The 16,487-nt window shown below is 49.3% G+C and carries 17 protein-coding genes and 1 CRISPR repeat array; of the genes, 1 reads left to right on the forward strand and 16 read right to left on the reverse strand.

Annotation, left to right across the window (positions count from 1 at the left end):
• The first annotated feature begins 209 nt into the window (after positions 1–209).
• Positions 210–1,822: direct repeats of the CRISPR family, unit length 37 nt; unit sequence GTTTCAATCCTCACCCAGCCTTTTGGCTGGGTGCAAC.
• Between the two features lie 221 nt (positions 1,823–2,043).
• The 15 genes from cas2 to ABS784_RS02355 form a co-directional block, all read right to left on the reverse strand.
• Positions 2,044–2,334: a CRISPR-associated endonuclease Cas2 gene (gene cas2, locus ABS784_RS02285; RefSeq protein ID WP_307898816.1), complete on the reverse strand. Its 291-nt coding sequence runs from the start codon at positions 2,332–2,334 to the stop codon at positions 2,044–2,046.
• A 34-nt stretch (positions 2,335–2,368) separates the two neighbouring features.
• The gene (gene cas1c, locus ABS784_RS02290) at positions 2,369–3,373 is read right to left on the reverse strand and encodes a type I-C CRISPR-associated endonuclease Cas1c (protein ID WP_352511336.1); all 1,005 of its coding nucleotides are present in this window, start codon (positions 3,371–3,373) and stop codon (positions 2,369–2,371) included.
• Positions 3,366–3,980 carry a CRISPR-associated protein Cas4 gene (gene cas4 / locus ABS784_RS02295; RefSeq protein WP_352511338.1) on the reverse strand — a complete coding sequence of 205 codons (615 nt, stop codon included), beginning with the start codon at positions 3,978–3,980 and terminating at the stop codon, positions 3,366–3,368. The genes cas1c and cas4 overlap by 8 nt, the downstream gene beginning before the upstream one ends.
• 24 nt (positions 3,981–4,004) lie before the next feature.
• Positions 4,005–5,117 carry a type I-C CRISPR-associated protein Cas7/Csd2 gene (gene cas7c, locus ABS784_RS02300; RefSeq protein ID WP_318538317.1) on the reverse strand — a complete coding sequence of 371 codons (1,113 nt, stop codon included), beginning with the start codon at positions 5,115–5,117 and terminating at the stop codon, positions 4,005–4,007.
• Positions 5,117–6,874 carry a type I-C CRISPR-associated protein Cas8c/Csd1 gene (gene cas8c / locus ABS784_RS02305; protein ID WP_318538318.1) on the reverse strand — a complete coding sequence of 586 codons (1,758 nt, stop codon included), beginning with the start codon at positions 6,872–6,874 and terminating at the stop codon, positions 5,117–5,119. Before cas8c ends, cas7c begins: the two co-directional genes overlap by 1 nt.
• Positions 6,855–7,565, reverse strand: coding sequence for a type I-C CRISPR-associated protein Cas5c (gene cas5c / locus ABS784_RS02310; protein ID WP_318538319.1), 711 nt, complete (start codon positions 7,563–7,565; stop codon positions 6,855–6,857). The genes cas8c and cas5c overlap by 20 nt, the downstream gene beginning before the upstream one ends.
• Positions 7,566–7,589: 24 nt before the next feature.
• Positions 7,590–9,782, reverse strand: a complete 2,193-nt coding sequence (cas3, locus tag ABS784_RS02315) for a CRISPR-associated helicase Cas3' (protein ID WP_318538320.1) — start codon at positions 9,780–9,782, stop codon at positions 7,590–7,592.
• A gap of 303 nt (positions 9,783–10,085) precedes the next feature.
• Positions 10,086–10,829 carry a class I SAM-dependent DNA methyltransferase gene (locus ABS784_RS02320; protein WP_042381101.1) on the reverse strand — a complete coding sequence of 248 codons (744 nt, stop codon included), beginning with the start codon at positions 10,827–10,829 and terminating at the stop codon, positions 10,086–10,088.
• Positions 10,826–11,182 (reverse strand): ribosome silencing factor, encoded by a 357-nt coding sequence (gene rsfS / locus ABS784_RS02325; protein ID WP_011231999.1) that lies wholly within the window; start codon positions 11,180–11,182, stop codon positions 10,826–10,828. Before rsfS ends, ABS784_RS02320 begins: the two co-directional genes overlap by 4 nt.
• The gene (yqeK, locus tag ABS784_RS02330; RefSeq protein ID WP_011232000.1) at positions 11,179–11,757 is read right to left on the reverse strand and encodes a bis(5'-nucleosyl)-tetraphosphatase (symmetrical) YqeK; all 579 of its coding nucleotides are present in this window, start codon (positions 11,755–11,757) and stop codon (positions 11,179–11,181) included. Before yqeK ends, rsfS begins: the two co-directional genes overlap by 4 nt.
• The gene (locus tag ABS784_RS02335; protein ID WP_011232001.1) at positions 11,666–12,316 is read right to left on the reverse strand and encodes a nicotinate-nucleotide adenylyltransferase; all 651 of its coding nucleotides are present in this window, start codon (positions 12,314–12,316) and stop codon (positions 11,666–11,668) included. The genes yqeK and ABS784_RS02335 overlap by 92 nt, the downstream gene beginning before the upstream one ends.
• Positions 12,317–12,355: 39 nt before the next feature.
• A complete protein-coding gene (yhbY, locus tag ABS784_RS02340) occupies positions 12,356–12,649 on the reverse strand; it encodes a ribosome assembly RNA-binding protein YhbY (RefSeq protein ID WP_014196388.1) in 294 nt (97 codons plus the stop codon).
• A 3-nt stretch (positions 12,650–12,652) separates the two neighbouring features.
• A complete protein-coding gene (gene aroE / locus ABS784_RS02345) occupies positions 12,653–13,483 on the reverse strand; it encodes a shikimate dehydrogenase (protein WP_352511343.1) in 831 nt (276 codons plus the stop codon).
• 22 nt (positions 13,484–13,505) lie between these two features.
• The gene (gene yqeH / locus ABS784_RS02350; protein ID WP_011232004.1) at positions 13,506–14,615 is read right to left on the reverse strand and encodes a ribosome biogenesis GTPase YqeH; all 1,110 of its coding nucleotides are present in this window, start codon (positions 14,613–14,615) and stop codon (positions 13,506–13,508) included.
• A gap of 2 nt (positions 14,616–14,617) precedes the next feature.
• Positions 14,618–15,133 carry a YqeG family HAD IIIA-type phosphatase gene (locus ABS784_RS02355; protein WP_011232005.1) on the reverse strand — a complete coding sequence of 172 codons (516 nt, stop codon included), beginning with the start codon at positions 15,131–15,133 and terminating at the stop codon, positions 14,618–14,620.
• A gap of 327 nt (positions 15,134–15,460) precedes the next feature.
• Between ABS784_RS02355 and sda the strand changes: the two genes are divergently transcribed.
• Positions 15,461–15,601: a sporulation histidine kinase inhibitor Sda gene (gene sda / locus ABS784_RS02360; RefSeq protein ID WP_008879941.1), complete on the forward strand. Its 141-nt coding sequence runs from the start codon at positions 15,461–15,463 to the stop codon at positions 15,599–15,601.
• A 36-nt stretch (positions 15,602–15,637) separates the two neighbouring features.
• On the opposite strand, the gene ABS784_RS02365 is transcribed toward sda, so the two are convergent.
• Complete coding sequence (locus tag ABS784_RS02365) at positions 15,638–16,432, reverse strand: phosphatidylserine decarboxylase (protein WP_011232006.1); 795 nt, start codon at positions 16,430–16,432, stop codon at positions 15,638–15,640.
• Positions 16,433–16,487: the final 55 nt, after the last annotated feature.

Raw genomic sequence — 16,487 nt, forward strand, 5'->3', positions numbered from 1 at the left:
TTGGCCATTTGTAGTGTATCCAAACTGATCACAGGATATACAGAGTTGACCGGGTTTTATGGATTTTCACAGAAAAATTAGCACATTCCTTCAGAAAAGGGGAGAGGGCTTTCTGAAAGAATGTGCAAAAAAATGGGTGTTTTGTGCTGAAATAAAATGATAATTTACAGCAACTCAAACCAACCAATCGGGGACACAATCGTTAGAATGTTTCAATCCTCACCCAGCCTTTTGGCTGGGTGCAACGATTTCGTGCGGTTTATGCGCCGTTAATCGTGCCGTTTCAATCCTCACCCAGCCTTTTGGCTGGGTGCAACTTTCGGAAACGCCGACGGTATCGAGCGCTAACCTCGTTTCAATCCTCACCCAGCCTTTTGGCTGGGTGCAACAAGTGTTAAGTCAACCAGGGCGGGTTGACTATATTGTTTCAATCCTCACCCAGCCTTTTGGCTGGGTGCAACAGTGGACGCACAAGGGAATGTCGTTGGCAAACTCCCGTTTCAATCCTCACCCAGCCTTTTGGCTGGGTGCAACTGTCGGGCGAGGACACGAAGCGATTGTTATTCCGTTTCAATCCTCACCCAGCCTTTTGGCTGGGTGCAACAATCCAGCGCGGTTCAATTGTTGGCCGTACTCGGTTTCAATCCTCACCCAGCCTTTTGGCTGGGTGCAACCAAGCGCATACCGAACATGCTTCACATTATAGAGTTTCAATCCTCACCCAGCCTTTTGGCTGGGTGCAACTACCAAACTTAATATATAAATCTTCTATCTCTTGTTTCAATCCTCACCCAGCCTTTTGGCTGGGTGCAACCCGGCGCGGCGATGAGTACGTGTGGGTGAGTGTGTTTCAATCCTCACCCAGCCTTTTGGCTGGGTGCAACAGGGAGTCGGGGGCTATTTTACATCCTAAAAATGGTTTCAATCCTCACCCAGCCTTTTGGCTGGGTGCAACGGGCGCCGATCATGCTGTCTCCTTTTGCCCTGGCAAAGTTTCAATCCTCACCCAGCCTTTTGGCTGGGTGCAACCCGGATGGGTCTATGTCTACACGGCCAGCACCGCCAGTTTCAATCCTCACCCAGCCTTTTGGCTGGGTGCAACTTCCCTTTCCAAAGCAGATTCGTGCTATCTGGTGTGTTTCAATCCTCACCCAGCCTTTTGGCTGGGTGCAACTGGCGAGGAGAGTTGGAAGAACAGGAGAAGCGGAGTTTCAATCCTCACCCAGCCTTTTGGCTGGGTGCAACTATATATGCCAACCAGTAGTACCTACCATAAGACCTGTTTCAATCCTCACCCAGCCTTTTGGCTGGGTGCAACTCGGATTTGACGACGACGGCAATCCGATTTTCAACGTTTCAATCCTCACCCAGCCTTTTGGCTGGGTGCAACTCACAGTCGAGTATCTCATGAGTTTGTCGGTTGAGTTTCAATCCTCACCCAGCCTTTTGGCTGGGTGCAACCGTATTTGAAGGTCATTGACAATGGTCATATCATTGTTTCAATCCTCACCCAGCCTTTTGGCTGGGTGCAACCGCCGACTTTTAATGTTTTCTTTTCGGTATCTTTGTTTCAATCCTCACCCAGCCTTTTGGCTGGGTGCAACTTTCGCATTGCAAACACCGAATACACGCGCCGAGAAACGTTTCAATCCTCACCCAGCCTTTTGGCTGGGTGCAACACGAAAACCGGCTCCATATTTACTGCGCCGACTTGTTTCAATCCTCACCCAGCCTTTTGGCTGGGTGCAACTCGGTTCTCGATTCGTCTGAGAGCGTTTGGTCAACGTTTCAATCCTCACCCAGCCTTTTGGCTGGGTGCAACCCCCGCGTTTAGATGACTTGTGTTGAGCGGGCTCCAAGACATAAAAACGCGAACTTACACATTTTGTTTGTATCAAAGTTACAACGGTCACTGATCCATTTTCCATCTTCCGCTTTATAACAAGCTTTTCCTCTCATCGCGATCTCCCCTAGTTTTTCAGCATCGCTTTATGTTCGCGCATCATTCTCTATCTTGCCGCACATATCATCGGCATTTTGTCATCATAAAATGATGGGATCATTATAATCAATGTAATGATCTTTTCCATAGACACGAACTGCCTTTGACCGGTTGCCGTACAGCGTATATATCCGCAAACTATCTTTTTCCAAGTCAATGACACGCAATAATTGATGCTCCATCTCTTCCAGTTGTGCCTGATTGACGTTGCACTCAAAAACCGACTTTTGTACACGCTGTCCAAAATTTTGGCAAATGGTCGCCACTTTCCGCAATCGTTTTTGTCCGCTCGGTTCCAATGTCTCCACATCATACGTCACTAAAATATCCAATATCGATCACCTCATGATAAATGGCACGTATTCATCAATATCTCCTCGCAAATGCCGGGCTAATAATCGGGAGTGTACGTGGGGCAATAAACCTAACGGAACTCTTTGATTGATAACCGGATGCTGGATTTCTTCTTGTTTCCGTTTCTGATAGGCATTCAAAAACTTTTTTCCTCCCTTTTTCGTTTAAAAACACAGCCCCGCCCGGACGTATGTCAAAATCGCTTTTATCCAATTGTTTCCGGTTGATTAACGTCAAAACAAATCGATCCGCCAAATAAGGACGAAACTCTTCCACAAGATCCAAACCTAACGACGGTTTCCCCGGCCGTAACGCATGCAGGTAACCAATTTGAGGATCAAGCCCCACCCCTTCTAACGCTGAAATGCAGTCTTGCGTAAGGATGCTGTAAGCGAAAGACAGACAGGCATTGACCGGATCACGCGGCGGTCTCCGCGACCGCACTGTAAAGGAAAAAAAACCGTCTTCATCCGAGCGTATGAGCGATGCAAATGCTTCAAAATATACAGATGAGGCATATCCCTCAACTCCCCGCAATTCATCCAATGTTGTTTGTTTGCTGATGTTGCGCAAACTTTGATCCAATTGTTTCACAGATTGTTCCAGCCGTGAGCGTTGCTCCGGATAATCACGCATCGCCCGTTGAAGCACGCTTTTGCTGTTGCGAATCTTGCCGGACACAAAACGTGAAGCGATATGGAGCATTCTTTGCTCATCTTCCAATAGCTGATGCTGGGCTCTTCGAAGCAATACATTTCCACTTGTCCTGCCAGTGGCTCGGGCCAAAAAGCGGCCATATACATCATACCAAATGACAGAAATGCCCTGGTTGACACATTTGCCAAGCAAATACGGACTGATCGAAACATGTCCAAACATAACAATGGAGCCAATGTGATGGATAGGGACTTGCAACGTCTTTGTCCCCTCCACTTCGACGACAATCGTTTCATGATCGAGACGTAAATATGACTGTTGCGTTTGAACGTATAGTGTATTCAACAATACTTTAATCATGATCGTTCTCCTCGCTTATCCAAGCGGCTACGTTGGCAGGAGCCTGTGGCATGCAAACGTCCTGCAACGAGCAGTCACGACAGCGCGCATCATTGACAGGTGGCGGCAACCGGTCGTTTTCCAACATGTCTCTTACCTTTTGTATCGTTTCTTCAACAAGTTGCCGCAATTGGTTTGTCATGTCTACTTCCAACCGTCTTCTTGACTGATAATAGTATAAAACCCCTTTGGTCACCGGTCGATCGAACATTTCTTCTAAGCAGAGAGCTTGGGCCGCCAGTTGCACCATATCCGCCTCTTTCGTTTTTCGTTTTCCGACTTTGTATTCAACTGGATATGGCGTTCCATCAGGAAGAAACTCTACACAATCCGCTTTCCCTATGATTCCCAAACGCTCAGACCAAATCGGCAGAGCACGCTCCACCCTTCTGTCTCCCAATTGTTCTCCTTGCGGTGTGTCTACCCTTTCATGCACCCGATTTCCTCTAAGCGTGAAAACATTCTCCTCGAATGTCTGCTCGAGATGAATCAATGCGCATTGGCGCGGGCAGTACACATAATGTTGCAAAGCCGATAGCATGATCCACTCATCTTCATTCCACTGCATAAAATCAACCCTTTCGCCAACGTTTTATACGAGGCGCGTCACGGTGACCCCAGGAAAACCTTCAAGAGAAACGTCTTTTTGCCCCTCATCTGTCGGTCCAAGCAAAACATAGTCATTGAATGACCTTGGCGCTTCCTGTTGGCGTCGCTCCACTTTCACTAATTCAAACAGTTTGTGGGCTGGAGCTGATCCTTTCGCATTTTCATGGCTAAAAATATACAGTGCTCTGACATTCATTTCTCCTCTAGCCGCAGAATGGTCAAATGCAAATAAATGGACGAGCGCATCCCAAAAATCAGCTAAATCTTCCGCCGTAACCCCTGTTTTTTCTCCTAAAAATGGATTGTAGAATCCATGCAATCGATACAAGCCGTATGGAATCAACGGCTTTCTTCCCATCTCCGTTTGCTTTCTGCGACGATCCGATTCTTTAGTGATCGCTGAGCGTGTGATAGTCAAATCCCATGGAAATACCGGGTCAATTGAGCGCGAAAAGGTCAGCTGCATCGGACCGCGCACTTGGCCAGCATTCAGCCCTGTTGACATCACAGCCCCGAACATGCGAATATCGTAATACTTTTGGCACAAAGCATATTGCGCTTTTTGGCGTGTTTGTTCATCAATTTTCATATTATTTGCGGCCTGTGCCAAACGTTTAGCCATATTTCGCAATAGCGTTCCTAGCTGTTTTTTAAGACCGGCTTCTTCCAGTCCTTCCGTTAATTTTTCGCGAATATCCTTCTCTTTGACGTCCTCACCAGTGTAAATCACCTGATTGCCTTCTAGCACCAATCCTTTTTCCTCAAGCTGTGAAAGCCAATTCATCAATTCTTCGTTTTCCTTTTCTTCTTCACTCAGCTCGATGGTGGCCAATTTCACTCCGATTTCTTGATATGCTTGAAAAATGATGGTGTTTAAGGCGGTTTGACTTTGAATAAAAACCGGTTTGCCTAATACCATCGCGGCATAATCGCGAATTTTCCGTTTGATGGCAACGTCGGTCACAATGCCGTGCATCGTTTCTGGATCGACACGCGGCATGTTGCCCGCATCTGGATCCCCATTTGGATTTCCATCTTTGACATCAAAAAGCAACACAAATTCGTGACGTTTTGTCGGATCAATATAGCGCTCCATCACTGGCTTTCCCCCGTTTCTTTTGTTTGATTGGCTTGATGGCGACTGCGGAATTCAGCACGTTGATGATAAAAACCGAGCGCGAACTCTGCTTGTTCTCTCAAATTGAAAATCGTTGGAAAACCGCCAGCTTCATCCAACTGTTTCATCACTTCTTCGAGCAAACGGCCAAGCTCAACAGACACTTTCGGCAGATGAGCGGTTGTCGAAAGCCTGAGCAATGAACCAAACGTCGATGCCGGAGCCGTAGAAGCAGCACCATAAAATCGATCAACGATCGTGCTTCCAATCCGGTATCCTGAAGCGCGCCGTTGAATTTCTTCCAACACGGCGAATAATCGTCCACAAATATAGGACGGCTGTAAGGAATGGTTGTTTAATGACTGCATCGTATTTGCTTCCTCCTTTCCATAGGTAAGAGCGAGTTTTAACAAGCTGGCTGACGAATGGTATCTCCACGTTTCCTTCGGATCACTCAATACTTTCGAAGAGCGGAAACGTTGAAGTGCTAACGGCAACAATTCAGCAGGCGGCAAAGCTCCTTGATAAATCATGCGCAAACATTGCCGCACCAATCCTGGAGACATATCGACAGCGCGAATCAAAACGGCGAGCGGCAATAAATGGCCTTTTTCCCCAGTCGGTTGAACGATGCGTACAGCAGCCGCATACTTCTCCAGATTCATCAGTAATTGAGAAATCGATGTATGAATCCATTCGCGAACGACTAATCTCGCTTTATTCGCAGAAAGGACAGCCATGTGAAAGAATGTTTTGTCTAAATGAAGCGCCTGCTCGCGCCCCGTTTTCGGAAGAGCAAGCAACTCCTCTAACTGCTTTAGTTCAGGAGGAGGAGTCCGTTGATTTGTCTCTTCGTCAAAAAGCCATTGTTCAATCGGAGAGGCAAAGAGTTTTTCACTAATTTGGATCCCTTCCTTCCCTTCAATTTGGCCATCGATCCAATATATGGCCATTTGAGACTGCAAAATGTTTCGGTCGCTTATATACAAGGGGGTATGATGTTGATCTTCCCTGATTAGATAATTTAATGTATCGACAACCAAAGTGGCACACCTGAAGCAGACAGGTACATTATTCGTTTGCGTTTTGCCCATCGATTCAAACGACGGGTTATTAAAGGACGTCAGTTGGCATGATTGTCCAAATAGCTGAACTGGGTTGGGTAAATATCTTACATAAGCCGACCGCTTCCCACAAACAGAACAGTCGCATTCATCGTCAGACAGCAAATCATTGGCCAAATATTCAGCCCAAAATGTCTGGATTTCCCTCTTTTCAAAAATCAAGAGCTCCTCATCGTCTTGAAACGTTACAATATCCTTGGCATCAATTTGTTTCTGGAACGCCTTCTTCATCGGACTGTGCAAAAAATCAAGAACTTTTTTTAACTCTTTCATCTTTGTTCTCTCATAAGCCTCTTCAATTAATCGAACATACCCTTTATGCATCAACTCCGCTTCATCCGTCTTTTCTGGACTTTCGGGAATGCCAAGTACATAGCGAGCATCATCCGCCAACAAATAAGGCTTTAGGTTATCTTCCGTAACTTTCCCTTGCCGCAATCGAAACGGCGCTGCCACCGAACGGTATTCTCCCCTGCGAAACGGCCCTTTCAAATGCGGTTGATCTCCACTTAAATCAATAATCCAATTGATGAATTTCGGTCTGTAAGAGATCGGTGGCAGTCTTTTTTCCCTCTGCAACTTCGCAGCCAATTCAATCAACTTGTAAAGCATTTTGTCCCTCCAGTGCATACAGCTGCTGATAGGATTCTTTAGGAACACGCAGCCAACCGTTTTCTACTTTTGCCTCAAAAAAGAGGGGCTTCGCGAATCCAGTCGCCGTTCGCGTCCCTGTCTCATCATGGCGGAGAAACTCCATTTCTTGTCTAGAATCATCTTCGATAAAAGCAAAATCCAACAACATCGTGCCAATGTCCATATTGACCGGCTGCACAACATCATCTGCTTCTATAGATGAAAAGTAAGCGGCAAACTCCCTTGTGCCTAAATAGGGAGTATGATGGCACTGCCCTCGTTCAACTCGGCGATTAAACTGATCACGGTATTTGGCCGCTGGATCAACCGCGCGATTTGTCAACATGATCTCGGCCACAATCCAATAGGCGACGTTTTTTAAAATCAGGCTTGTGCGCTGGACGCGAGCGCTTTCAATCATGATCGGGTTTTTATTTTGCTTGCTTGTCAGTTCATTGCGCAAGATCGCTTGCTGACCCCCTAAACTCAAAATCCCGATTTGGCGAATTTCATAACGAAATTCCGGTTTCCAAAAAATCGCTTCCAATATCCCCCGCGCTGCGCTCGGCGTCATCACCGGGTAACTAATACGCTCGACTTTAAATTCCGGTCTTGTAAAACAGGCATATTCTCCCCACACTTTCACCTGCACTTTCGCTTGACGTTGCATTCCATTTCTCCTTTCCATCTTCGTTTATCCAATCAGACTGAATGGATCGTAAACTTCCTCTTTAATGCCTATCCGTTCATCATAGTCACCAAGCCATTCATAGACATTGTCCGCCACTTCCCGCAGCCATCCGTCCTTTTCTTTCTTTTCCGCCTCAAAACGATACAACTGAACCATATATGGTTGCAAACGGCGAAACGAATAGCGGGACGGAGAAGATTCCCACATTCGCAAGTATTCCGACGCCTCCTCATATGGAACGATGACGGAAACCGTATCCTGATCAATAAGGCGATACTTTTCGGCAACTAATGGATAATCAAGCATTTCCCGATCTTTTTGGATGTTTTTCGAATCCACATCCACCGAGGCGAATAAACGACGGAAATATTCCCGAAATATATTCGGATTATGTAAATCATTGGGATGGCGTTGAGCCAATAAGAACCGTGCTGTTTCCATCGCTGTTCGATACGATCCTCTTGGGCTTGGCATGTCTTCCGTTTCAAAAATAATCACTTTTCCCTTGTCCATTTTCCCTTCGCGATTGCAACGCCCTGCCGCTTGGACAATCCGGTCGAGCGGCCCCATTTGCCGCATGACAATCGGAAAATCTAAATCAACACCTGCTTCCACCACTTGTGTACTGATGAGGCGGACAGGTTGATTTTTCTTTAGACGTTCACGAACTTCCTCTAAAATTCGGCGACGATGCGCGCTGCAAAGAAGGGTGGAAAGATGGAATACCCCATCATCTTCTTGAAGGAGCTCGACGCACTCTTTCGCCTCTTTTCTCGTGTTAAAGACAACCAATAATTGCTTTTGTTCTCGAATGAAACGGACAAGTTGTGGCAATGAAACGGGTGATTTCCATATTTCATAGTCCACCCGCTGCATTTGTTGAAAATGACGATTCACGATCGGCAGCGGCAAAATTTCTTTGACCTCTATTTGGGAAAATACATCCAAAAATCGGCTTTCCTCAAAAAATGGCTGGGTGGCGCTCGATAAGACAACCGTTGTTTGACAATGACGCACCAGCATGGCCAATGCATCTAATGTCGGCTTTAGCAACTCTGCCGGAAGCGCTTGAACCTCATCGAGAATAATGACACTGCGCGACAAGTTATGCAGTTTGCGCACCTTGCTTGGCCGGTTGCTGAACAGGCTGTCAAACAGCTGCACGGTTGTTGTGACAATGAGCGGAGCGTCCCAATTTTCCGCAGAGAGACGGTGTTGGATGAGCCGTTCATCCTCTTTTTCCTTCTCATCATCCACCTCAATCTGACTGTGGTGCTCCAGAACCGCATCGTTCCCGAAAATGCCGCGATATACGTCCGCCGTCTGCTCGATAATGCTTGTATACGGAATAGCGACAATGACGCGATCAAGTCCATGTTCCACCGCATGTTTCAACGCAAAAGCTAAACTGCTTCTCGTCTTCCCCCCTCCGGTCGGCACCGTCAACCGATATACCCCCTGCTGTTTGGCTGCGGCGCGGACGCATTCCTCATACACTTCCCTTCTCATTCGATTAACCGCTGTATCATCCGCGTGGCTTGTTACTTGTTCCTGGTCGGCAGCAAACATATTCCATAAATCCGTTATCGAAACCGTCGGCCTTCGGAGCGGAGAAAGCTCCGGCTGGAAGTGGCGCTCTGTATCTAAATAATCAGCGTCAACAAGCGCGGAAAAAACCAAGCGAATCCACATCTCCCTCTCTGTATCAGAAAACGAAGGAATTTTTTCCGCACTTTGAATGCGTGGAAATACGAATTTCTTTAGGAACCATTCGGCTTGCTTTAAAATCTCTAAAAAATGTGAACTCTGTTTTTCCAACTTCTCTTTGAGGGTGATGGATAAATAGTCAGGCGAATGCAAACCTGCATGATGGCCGGCGATCGGCAGCGAAAACCATTTCCAAGCATGTGGATCACGTATTTTTCCCCAATACAACTGGTACATGAACGCCGCTCCCCAAATCGCATGAGGAATACTGCGGCACATTTCCCCATTCGCTTGTTTTTGTAAATATTCTTGAAAAAAGGGATGAAATTTACCTAAGTCGTGCAAAAGACCACATAAGTAAGCTACTCTCCCCCCGTGGAAGGGAGCAGCAAACGATTGTGCCATTTCCGCTACACTTAACAAATGATCATCTAACCGATGCCATTCCTGTTCATTTTCCCGTGGCGTATGGGCATAAACATCGTTCATTTTCAGTTCAACCCCACCAGACGTTTTCTCTCAGACCATTTGTCCTATGTTTTGTATATTTCGACCAATATCTTCATAATCCTTCTAAATCACACATCTTTTTTTAAATTTTTCCCATCTTTCATTTGCACATAGGTCGAAACGTGTCAATCTTGACAGCACTTTATGATGATCCACACACTCCTTAATTTCCACATCCACGTAAAAAAAAAAGCCTCTCCGGCTTTTTTTAGCAATGTTCCATCAACTTTTTGCAACAGCGCCTTCTTTTTCGTCTATCCTGTCTCTCACTCTCCCCGCCCCTCACCGCTTCCGCGCGACGAAAAACAACCGCTCCGCCGTCTCGGTCGGGGGCGCATCGGTGAAATCGGCGGTCACTTCAAGCACCTCGAAGCCAGCGGATTCGAGCCATCGCTCATAGACGGCGCGCTCGAACGTACGCTGTTCGTGCCATTCGTCGAAACGTTCGTATAGATCGCCGCGGCGGACGAAAAAGGTTAATTCATGCCCGACGCTGTGCGGCCAATCAAGCGGATGGCACATCCATATGTAGCTGAGGTCGTCATCCTGGTCCGCAAACACGGCGTCGCGGAACAGGACGTCCATTTTGTAGACCGAATGGACATCAAACAAAAGCAGCCCGCCGCCGCCAAGGGCGCGGGAGACGGCGGCGAACGTCCGCTTCACATCCTCTTCATCCGTTAAATAGTTGAGAGCATCGCAAAACAGGAAGGCGCCATCCAGATCAGAAAACCCGTCGAGCTCCGCCATGTTTTGCTCGAAAAACGGCACCTCCACTCCCGCCGCTTCAGCTTTCGCCTGGGCGACGGCGAGCATATGTTCAGAGAGATCAACGCCGGATACTTGCCATCCGGCCTTGGCAAGGCGGATGGCAAGCTCTCCCGTCCCGCAGCCGATGTCAATGACCCGTCTCCCCGGCCGTTTGGTGTATTGGGCGAATGCCCGTTCAACAAACGATTGCCATGCGTCATACGGCGCCTCAGCCATGAGCGCATCATACCAGTCGGCGAAGCGGCCGTACGTCATGGCTGCAACACAGCCGCGACGTCTTCCGTCGGGGCGTCCCCCCAGAGCCGTTCGAGGTTGTAATACTCGCGCTCCTCTTTGGCAAAAACATGCACAACGATGTCGCCCAAGTCGACAAGCACCCATTTCGCCTCATGGAATCCTTCAACCCGCTTCACCACTAGGCCGTGTTCTTCCGCTTGGTCTTGAATTTCGCGGGCGATGGCCTGCACTTGTTTGTCCGAATTGCCATGGCAAATGACAAAATAATCGGCGACAAGCGAAATGCCTTTCATGTTCAAGACGACAATTTGTTCCGCCTTTTTATCATCCGCCGCGCGGACGACAAGCTGCAACGCCTCTTGTTCCGTCACCGTTTTGCTTCCCCCTTCACTTCACGCATGAGTGAATTGTACGCATGAATCGTATCTGGATAAATGAGCTGGCGCTTCTCAAGCAAAAACGCGATCGTATTTTTCACCGCCTGCAAAAGCGCCCGGTTGAGGTCTTCTTCCGCCAAGCGCCGTACGTCGTCGACGCCGGGGAAGCGGCGCCCTGGTTCAATATAGTCGGCCAAATAAATAATTTTTTCAAGCACCGTCATTCCCGCCCTCCCGGACGTATGGTAGCGAATGGCATCCAGCACCTCCGGATCGTCGATGCCGACTTCTGTCTGCACCAAATAGGCGCCAACGGGCGCATGCCATAGCTCACTGTTGTAAGCAAGCAAATCGTTGGGCATATTTTGCGCCAAAATGATTTGTTTCATTTCCTCGACCGGACGGAATTTGGCATAGTCGTGGAAAATCGCCGCCAGTTCCGCCTTTTTCGCGTCGGCGCCGTATTGCCTGGCGAGCTTAACAGCGGTCTCGACAACGCCAAGCGTATGCTCGTAGCGCTGCTCTGTCAGCTGTTGTTTCACGATCAGTAACGCCTGTTCTCGCTCCATATAGCCCCTTCTCCTCAATATAAAGTCTAACGCCTTCCGGCACAAGATAGCGAATCGTCTGCCCGTTCCGCACCCGCTCGCGGATGAGCGAGGAAGAAACGGCAAACTGCGGCGCCTCAACTTCGATGACCGGATACGGCGTTTCCATGGAAAACCCCGGCCGCTTGACGCCAACAAACGTCACCAACTCGATGAGCTCATCGATGCGGTGCCAATGGGGCAAATATTCGACCATATCGGCGCCGATGATGAAATAAAACTCGTCATTGGGATGCATCGCGACAAGCTGCCGGATCGTATCGTACGTATACGAAGGCCCTTCCCGCTCGAGTTCGATCGTCTCAATATGAAAGCGCGGATGGCCAGCCACTGCCAACTCGAGCATGCGCAGCCGGTCTTCGCTTTTGGTCACTTGTTCGTGCTGCTTATGGGGAGGAAGGCGGTTGGGCAGAAACCAAATTTCTGACAACTGAAGGGCGTCAAGCACTTCATTCGCCATGAGCAAATGACCGTAATGAGGCGGATCAAACGTGCCGCCGAAAATCCCGATTTTTCCCATCTTCTTTCCTCCCGCCGCCTGCCGTGGCTGCTCCCATTGTCAATCAGGCAGAACGATTTGTTTATGCTCCTTCGATTCTTTGTATAAGACGATCGTATTGCCGATCACTTGCACGACTTCCGCCCCCGTTCCAGCCGCGAGCTGCTCGGCGACGGTGCAGCGGTCTTCTTCACAGTTTTGCAAAACGCTCACTTTCAACAGCTCGCGCGCTTCGAGCGCCGCCGCAATTTGTTCGGTCATCGCTTCCGTCACGCCGCCTTTGCCGACTTGGAAAATCGGTTTCAAATGATGGGCTTGAGCGCGCAAAAACCGTTTTTGCTTTCCCGTTAGCATATGTTACCTCCTTAACGCTTCGATGACAAGCTGTTTCATCCGGTTGACATCCGGCCATTGGCCGGTCCACTTTTCGAACGCTAGCGCCCCTTGGTATACGAGCATGCCGACGCCGTTTTGCACACGGGCGCCGCGGGCTTTCGCTTCTTTCAGCCATTTTGTTTCCAGTGGATTGTAAATAATATCGGAAACGATCACCCCTGGGCGCAGCCGTTCAAGAGAAAGCGGCTGCACCTCGACACGCGGATGCATGCCGACAGAAGTGGTATTGATGATAATATCGTATTCGGCCAGCCGCGTTTCGGCCTCGGCGAGTGAAAAATACGTCGAGCGGCGCTCGTCCCCTTCGCGGACGAGCCGCTCCGCTTTTTCCACCGTCCGGTTGGCCATATCGATGCGCTCGGCTGCCGTCGACAGCAACGAAAAGTAAATGCCGCGCGCCCCGCCGCCAGCGCCGATCACCAAAATCCGCTTGCCGTCCAAGGTGATGTTCATTTCCTCTTCCAACGCTTGGACATAACCGAGCCCGTCTGTATTATAGCCGACGAGCCGGCCGTCGTTGTTGATGATCGTATTGACCGCCCCGATGCGGCGCGCATGTTCGTCCACTTCGTCCAAAAACGGAATGACCGCCAGTTTGTGCGGAATCGTCACGTTCACCCCGGCGATGCCGAGCGCCCGCACGCCAGCGATCGCCGCACCGACTTGCCCCGGTTCGACGGAAAACAAATGATAGCGCGCCGGAATGCCCAAACGGGCGAATGCATCATTATGCATGAGCGGCGACAGCGAGTGCTCGACGGGAAACCCAATCAACCCGTATACCTTTTCCACGTTTCTCCCCTCCCGCTTTCCATTAAATCAACGATTGACGGATAAATACGTCGACCCCTTTTGGAGCATGGACGACGAGCTGGGCACCCGGGTCGTTGCACGTCACCCAGCCGAGTCCGGAAAAAACGATGTCCGTCTTCCGCTCTTTGACAGACAGCGAGCGCGGCACAAGCGGCGGAAATTCAGCGGCATAGCGTTTGTTTGGCGGCGACAGCAAATCGCCAAGCTGATTGGCATAAAGGGAGTCAGCTTTTTCCAACTTCGTCCGATGAACCGTCAACTCATTGGCCATGTAGCAGACGAACGAGCGGCGCCCGCCTTTGATGTAATCGAGGCGGGCCAAGCCTCCGAAAAAGAGCGTCTGCCCTTCGTTGAGCTGATAAACGCGCGGATGGATTTCCCGCTTCGGCGTAATGATCTTCAAATCGCGCGCATCAACAAAGTGCGCCATTTGGTGATGGTTGATGATCCCCGGCGTATCATACAGCGTCGCTCCACCCTCAAGCGGAATTTCGATCATATCGAGTGTCGTCCCCGGGAAATATGACGTGGTAATCACATTCCCTTTGCCGGTCGCCTCTTCAATGATCCGATTGATGAACGTCGACTTGCCGACATTCGTGCAGCCGACGACGTAGACATCGCCGCCCTCACGGTAGCGATTGATCGCTTCCATCACCTTCGCCATGCCAATTCCTTTCGCTGCGCTGACAAGGCAGACGTCAACCGGACGCAGCCCGAGCTCTTCCGCCATGCGGCGCATCCAGCGCAGCAGCTTCGGGTATTTGACCGACCTCGGCAATAAATCCGCCTTGTTGCCGACAAGCAAAATCGGATTCTCGGCCGCAAACCGCGGCAAGCCAGGAATCCAGCTGCCGTTGAAATCGAAAATGTCGACGATGTTGACGACAAGCGCCTTCGATTCCCCGATGCGGTGCAGCATGTTTAAAAAATCGCTGTCATCAAGCGGCACGTCTTGCACTTCGTTGTAATGTTTCAAGCGGAAGCAGCGCTGGCAAATGATTTCTTCCTCGTCTTTTTCGAGCACGCTTTTCGGCGCATAGCCCGCCTTTTTCGGATCGTCAAACTGAATGGCCGCTCCGCAGCCGATGCAACGCAGTTGTGGCTCCACGATCATTCCTCCCAGTAAATCATCCCTTTTTTGCGCATCACCTTTAAAATTCTCCGCTCCATTTTTCGATTGAAACGCGTCCATAATCCGTCCGTCTGGGCGACCGGGACGACTAAAATCGTGTTCAGTCCGAGCCGGTTGCCCCCAAGCACATCAGTCAGCAACTGATCGCCGATGACGACGACTTCCTCTTTCTTAAGCTCCATCATCTTTAATGCCTGCAAAAACGCGCGTGTCAGCGGTTTGCGCGCTTCAAAGATGAACGGGATGCCAAGCGGCTCAGCAAACGACTGCACGCGTTGTTTATTATTATTCGATACGATGACGACCTTAATGCCCGCCTGCTTCATCGCATCAAACCATGCGGCCAGCTCCGGGGTGGCGCTCGGCCGATCCCATTCAACGAGCGTATTGTCCAGATCGGTGATGATCCCTTTGACCCCTTTTTGTTTCAGCTCATCCGGAGTAATGTCGATCACACGCTTGGCAAACTGGCTTGGCAAAAAGTAGTGAAGCATGCCGGACACCCGCCTTTCCATTTGCTTTTCCCATCATAGCGAATTTGATCGTTTGTTTCAAAACAAAGTTTGCCAATGATAAACAGAAAAAATTTTCGACAAATTTTGCATCTCTCCATCTTGTGGATAACTGTTGCCCACATTATACACAAGCTGGCCATCACACTTCCTACTCTTTATAAACATGTTTTCCACATGTTATCCACCGCTTCCTGTGGATAACAGAACGGTTGTTCTCTTTCACAAGTCATGGTACATTGTAAGTAACCTACCATTATATGTATGACATGTTTGGCATATTCCATCCAAAAAAGGAGGACGCCCCCGATGAAACATTTGTCCGACGAGCTGTTGATCGAGTCGTACTTCAAGGCGAAAGAACTCAACCTCAGCCCGGAATTCATCGAGTTGATTGAAAAAGAAATCCAGCGCCGTTCATTGACCCACAAAATTAAGCTGTCCTCATAAGCGAAGGCCTTCGGGCTTTTTTTGTTTCCGAAAGCCTTAGCGCTCATGCGCCTCGCACCAATAGCCGAGCCGCTCGCCGACTTTGATCGGCATGGGCGCAACAATGCGCGGGTCAGGGGCGAAACTTCCGCGTTCAAACAGCAAGACGACCGTTGAACCGAACGAAAAATACGCCATTTCCTCTCCTTTTACAAGCTGCTCACCCTCATGGGTCAATTCAATGCTGTTGACGAACATGGCGCCGATTTTCACGATCGCCAAGCGCTTGCCGCCGGCTGTGACCTCGGTGATGAGGCGGTAATTTTTCTCGAGCGGCCGACGCCCATATTTTAAGCCAAGACGGTTGACCGGATACGACTTGCGGCCGAGCGCCCACTGCTTTTCGATCACTCCAGATATTGGGCTGTGGATGCGGTGATAATGACTCGGGCTTAAATACAGAATAAAAAAGAACCCGTTCACATACGGTTGTGCCGCTTCAACGCTGCCGAGCATTTCTGCAATGGAATACGGCTTTCCCTTGACGATCATTTCGCAGTTTTCTCGAATCGTGCCCATGTCTTCAATGACGGCGTCGACCGGGCTGACGACCGTATGCTCATCAGCGTCGACCGGCCTCACCCCAGCCTTCAGCCGGCGGACGAACAGTTGCTGCAACGTCTTATAATTTTTTAAGCTTTTTTCCATTTCGTCTTGGTTAATATGATAAATTTTTGCATACGATGATATCAATAGCCCGCTGAGTCGCGATTTGGCAAACGAAGCGAGCAGCTTTGAAGAAAGCGAGTGATTGGTCAGCTCGATGAACAAACGATAAAGCCATTTTCGCAAGCACGTTCCCTCCAATAGCGCAACATCGCCATTCGTTACTACCTTCCATATTACC

The sequence above is a fragment of the Geobacillus sp. G4 genome (genome assembly GCF_040327975.1).
GTDB classification, from domain to species: domain Bacteria; phylum Bacillota; class Bacilli; order Bacillales; family Anoxybacillaceae; genus Geobacillus; species Geobacillus thermoleovorans.

What these genes read in the sequence shown, in the direction of transcription:
- cas1c (WP_352511336.1), bottom strand. Translation starts at nt 3,373, where the DNA reads ATGATTAAAGTATTGTTGAATACACTATACGTTCAAACGCAACAGTCA.
- cas4 (WP_352511338.1), bottom strand. Translation starts at nt 3,980, where the DNA reads ATGCAGTGGAATGAAGATGAGTGGATCATGCTATCGGCTTTGCAACAT.
- cas7c (WP_318538317.1), bottom strand. Translation starts at nt 5,117, where the DNA reads ATGGAGCGCTATATTGATCCGACAAAACGTCACGAATTTGTGTTGCTT.
- cas8c (WP_318538318.1), bottom strand. Translation starts at nt 6,874, where the DNA reads ATGCTTTACAAGTTGATTGAATTGGCTGCGAAGTTGCAGAGGGAAAAA.
- cas5c (WP_318538319.1), bottom strand. Translation starts at nt 7,565, where the DNA reads ATGCAACGTCAAGCGAAAGTGCAGGTGAAAGTGTGGGGAGAATATGCC.
- cas3 (WP_318538320.1), bottom strand. Translation starts at nt 9,782, where the DNA reads ATGAACGATGTTTATGCCCATACGCCACGGGAAAATGAACAGGAATGG.
- ABS784_RS02320 (WP_042381101.1), bottom strand. Translation starts at nt 10,829, where the DNA reads ATGACGTACGGCCGCTTCGCCGACTGGTATGATGCGCTCATGGCTGAG.
- yqeK (WP_011232000.1), bottom strand. Translation starts at nt 11,757, where the DNA reads ATGGAGCGAGAACAGGCGTTACTGATCGTGAAACAACAGCTGACAGAG.
- ABS784_RS02335 (WP_011232001.1), bottom strand. Translation starts at nt 12,316, where the DNA reads ATGGGAAAAATCGGGATTTTCGGCGGCACGTTTGATCCGCCTCATTAC.
- yhbY (WP_014196388.1), bottom strand. Translation starts at nt 12,649, where the DNA reads ATGCTAACGGGAAAGCAAAAACGGTTTTTGCGCGCTCAAGCCCATCAT.
- ABS784_RS02355 (WP_011232005.1), bottom strand. Translation starts at nt 15,133, where the DNA reads ATGCTTCACTACTTTTTGCCAAGCCAGTTTGCCAAGCGTGTGATCGAC.
- sda (WP_008879941.1), top strand. Translation starts at nt 15,461, where the DNA reads ATGAAACATTTGTCCGACGAGCTGTTGATCGAGTCGTACTTCAAGGCG.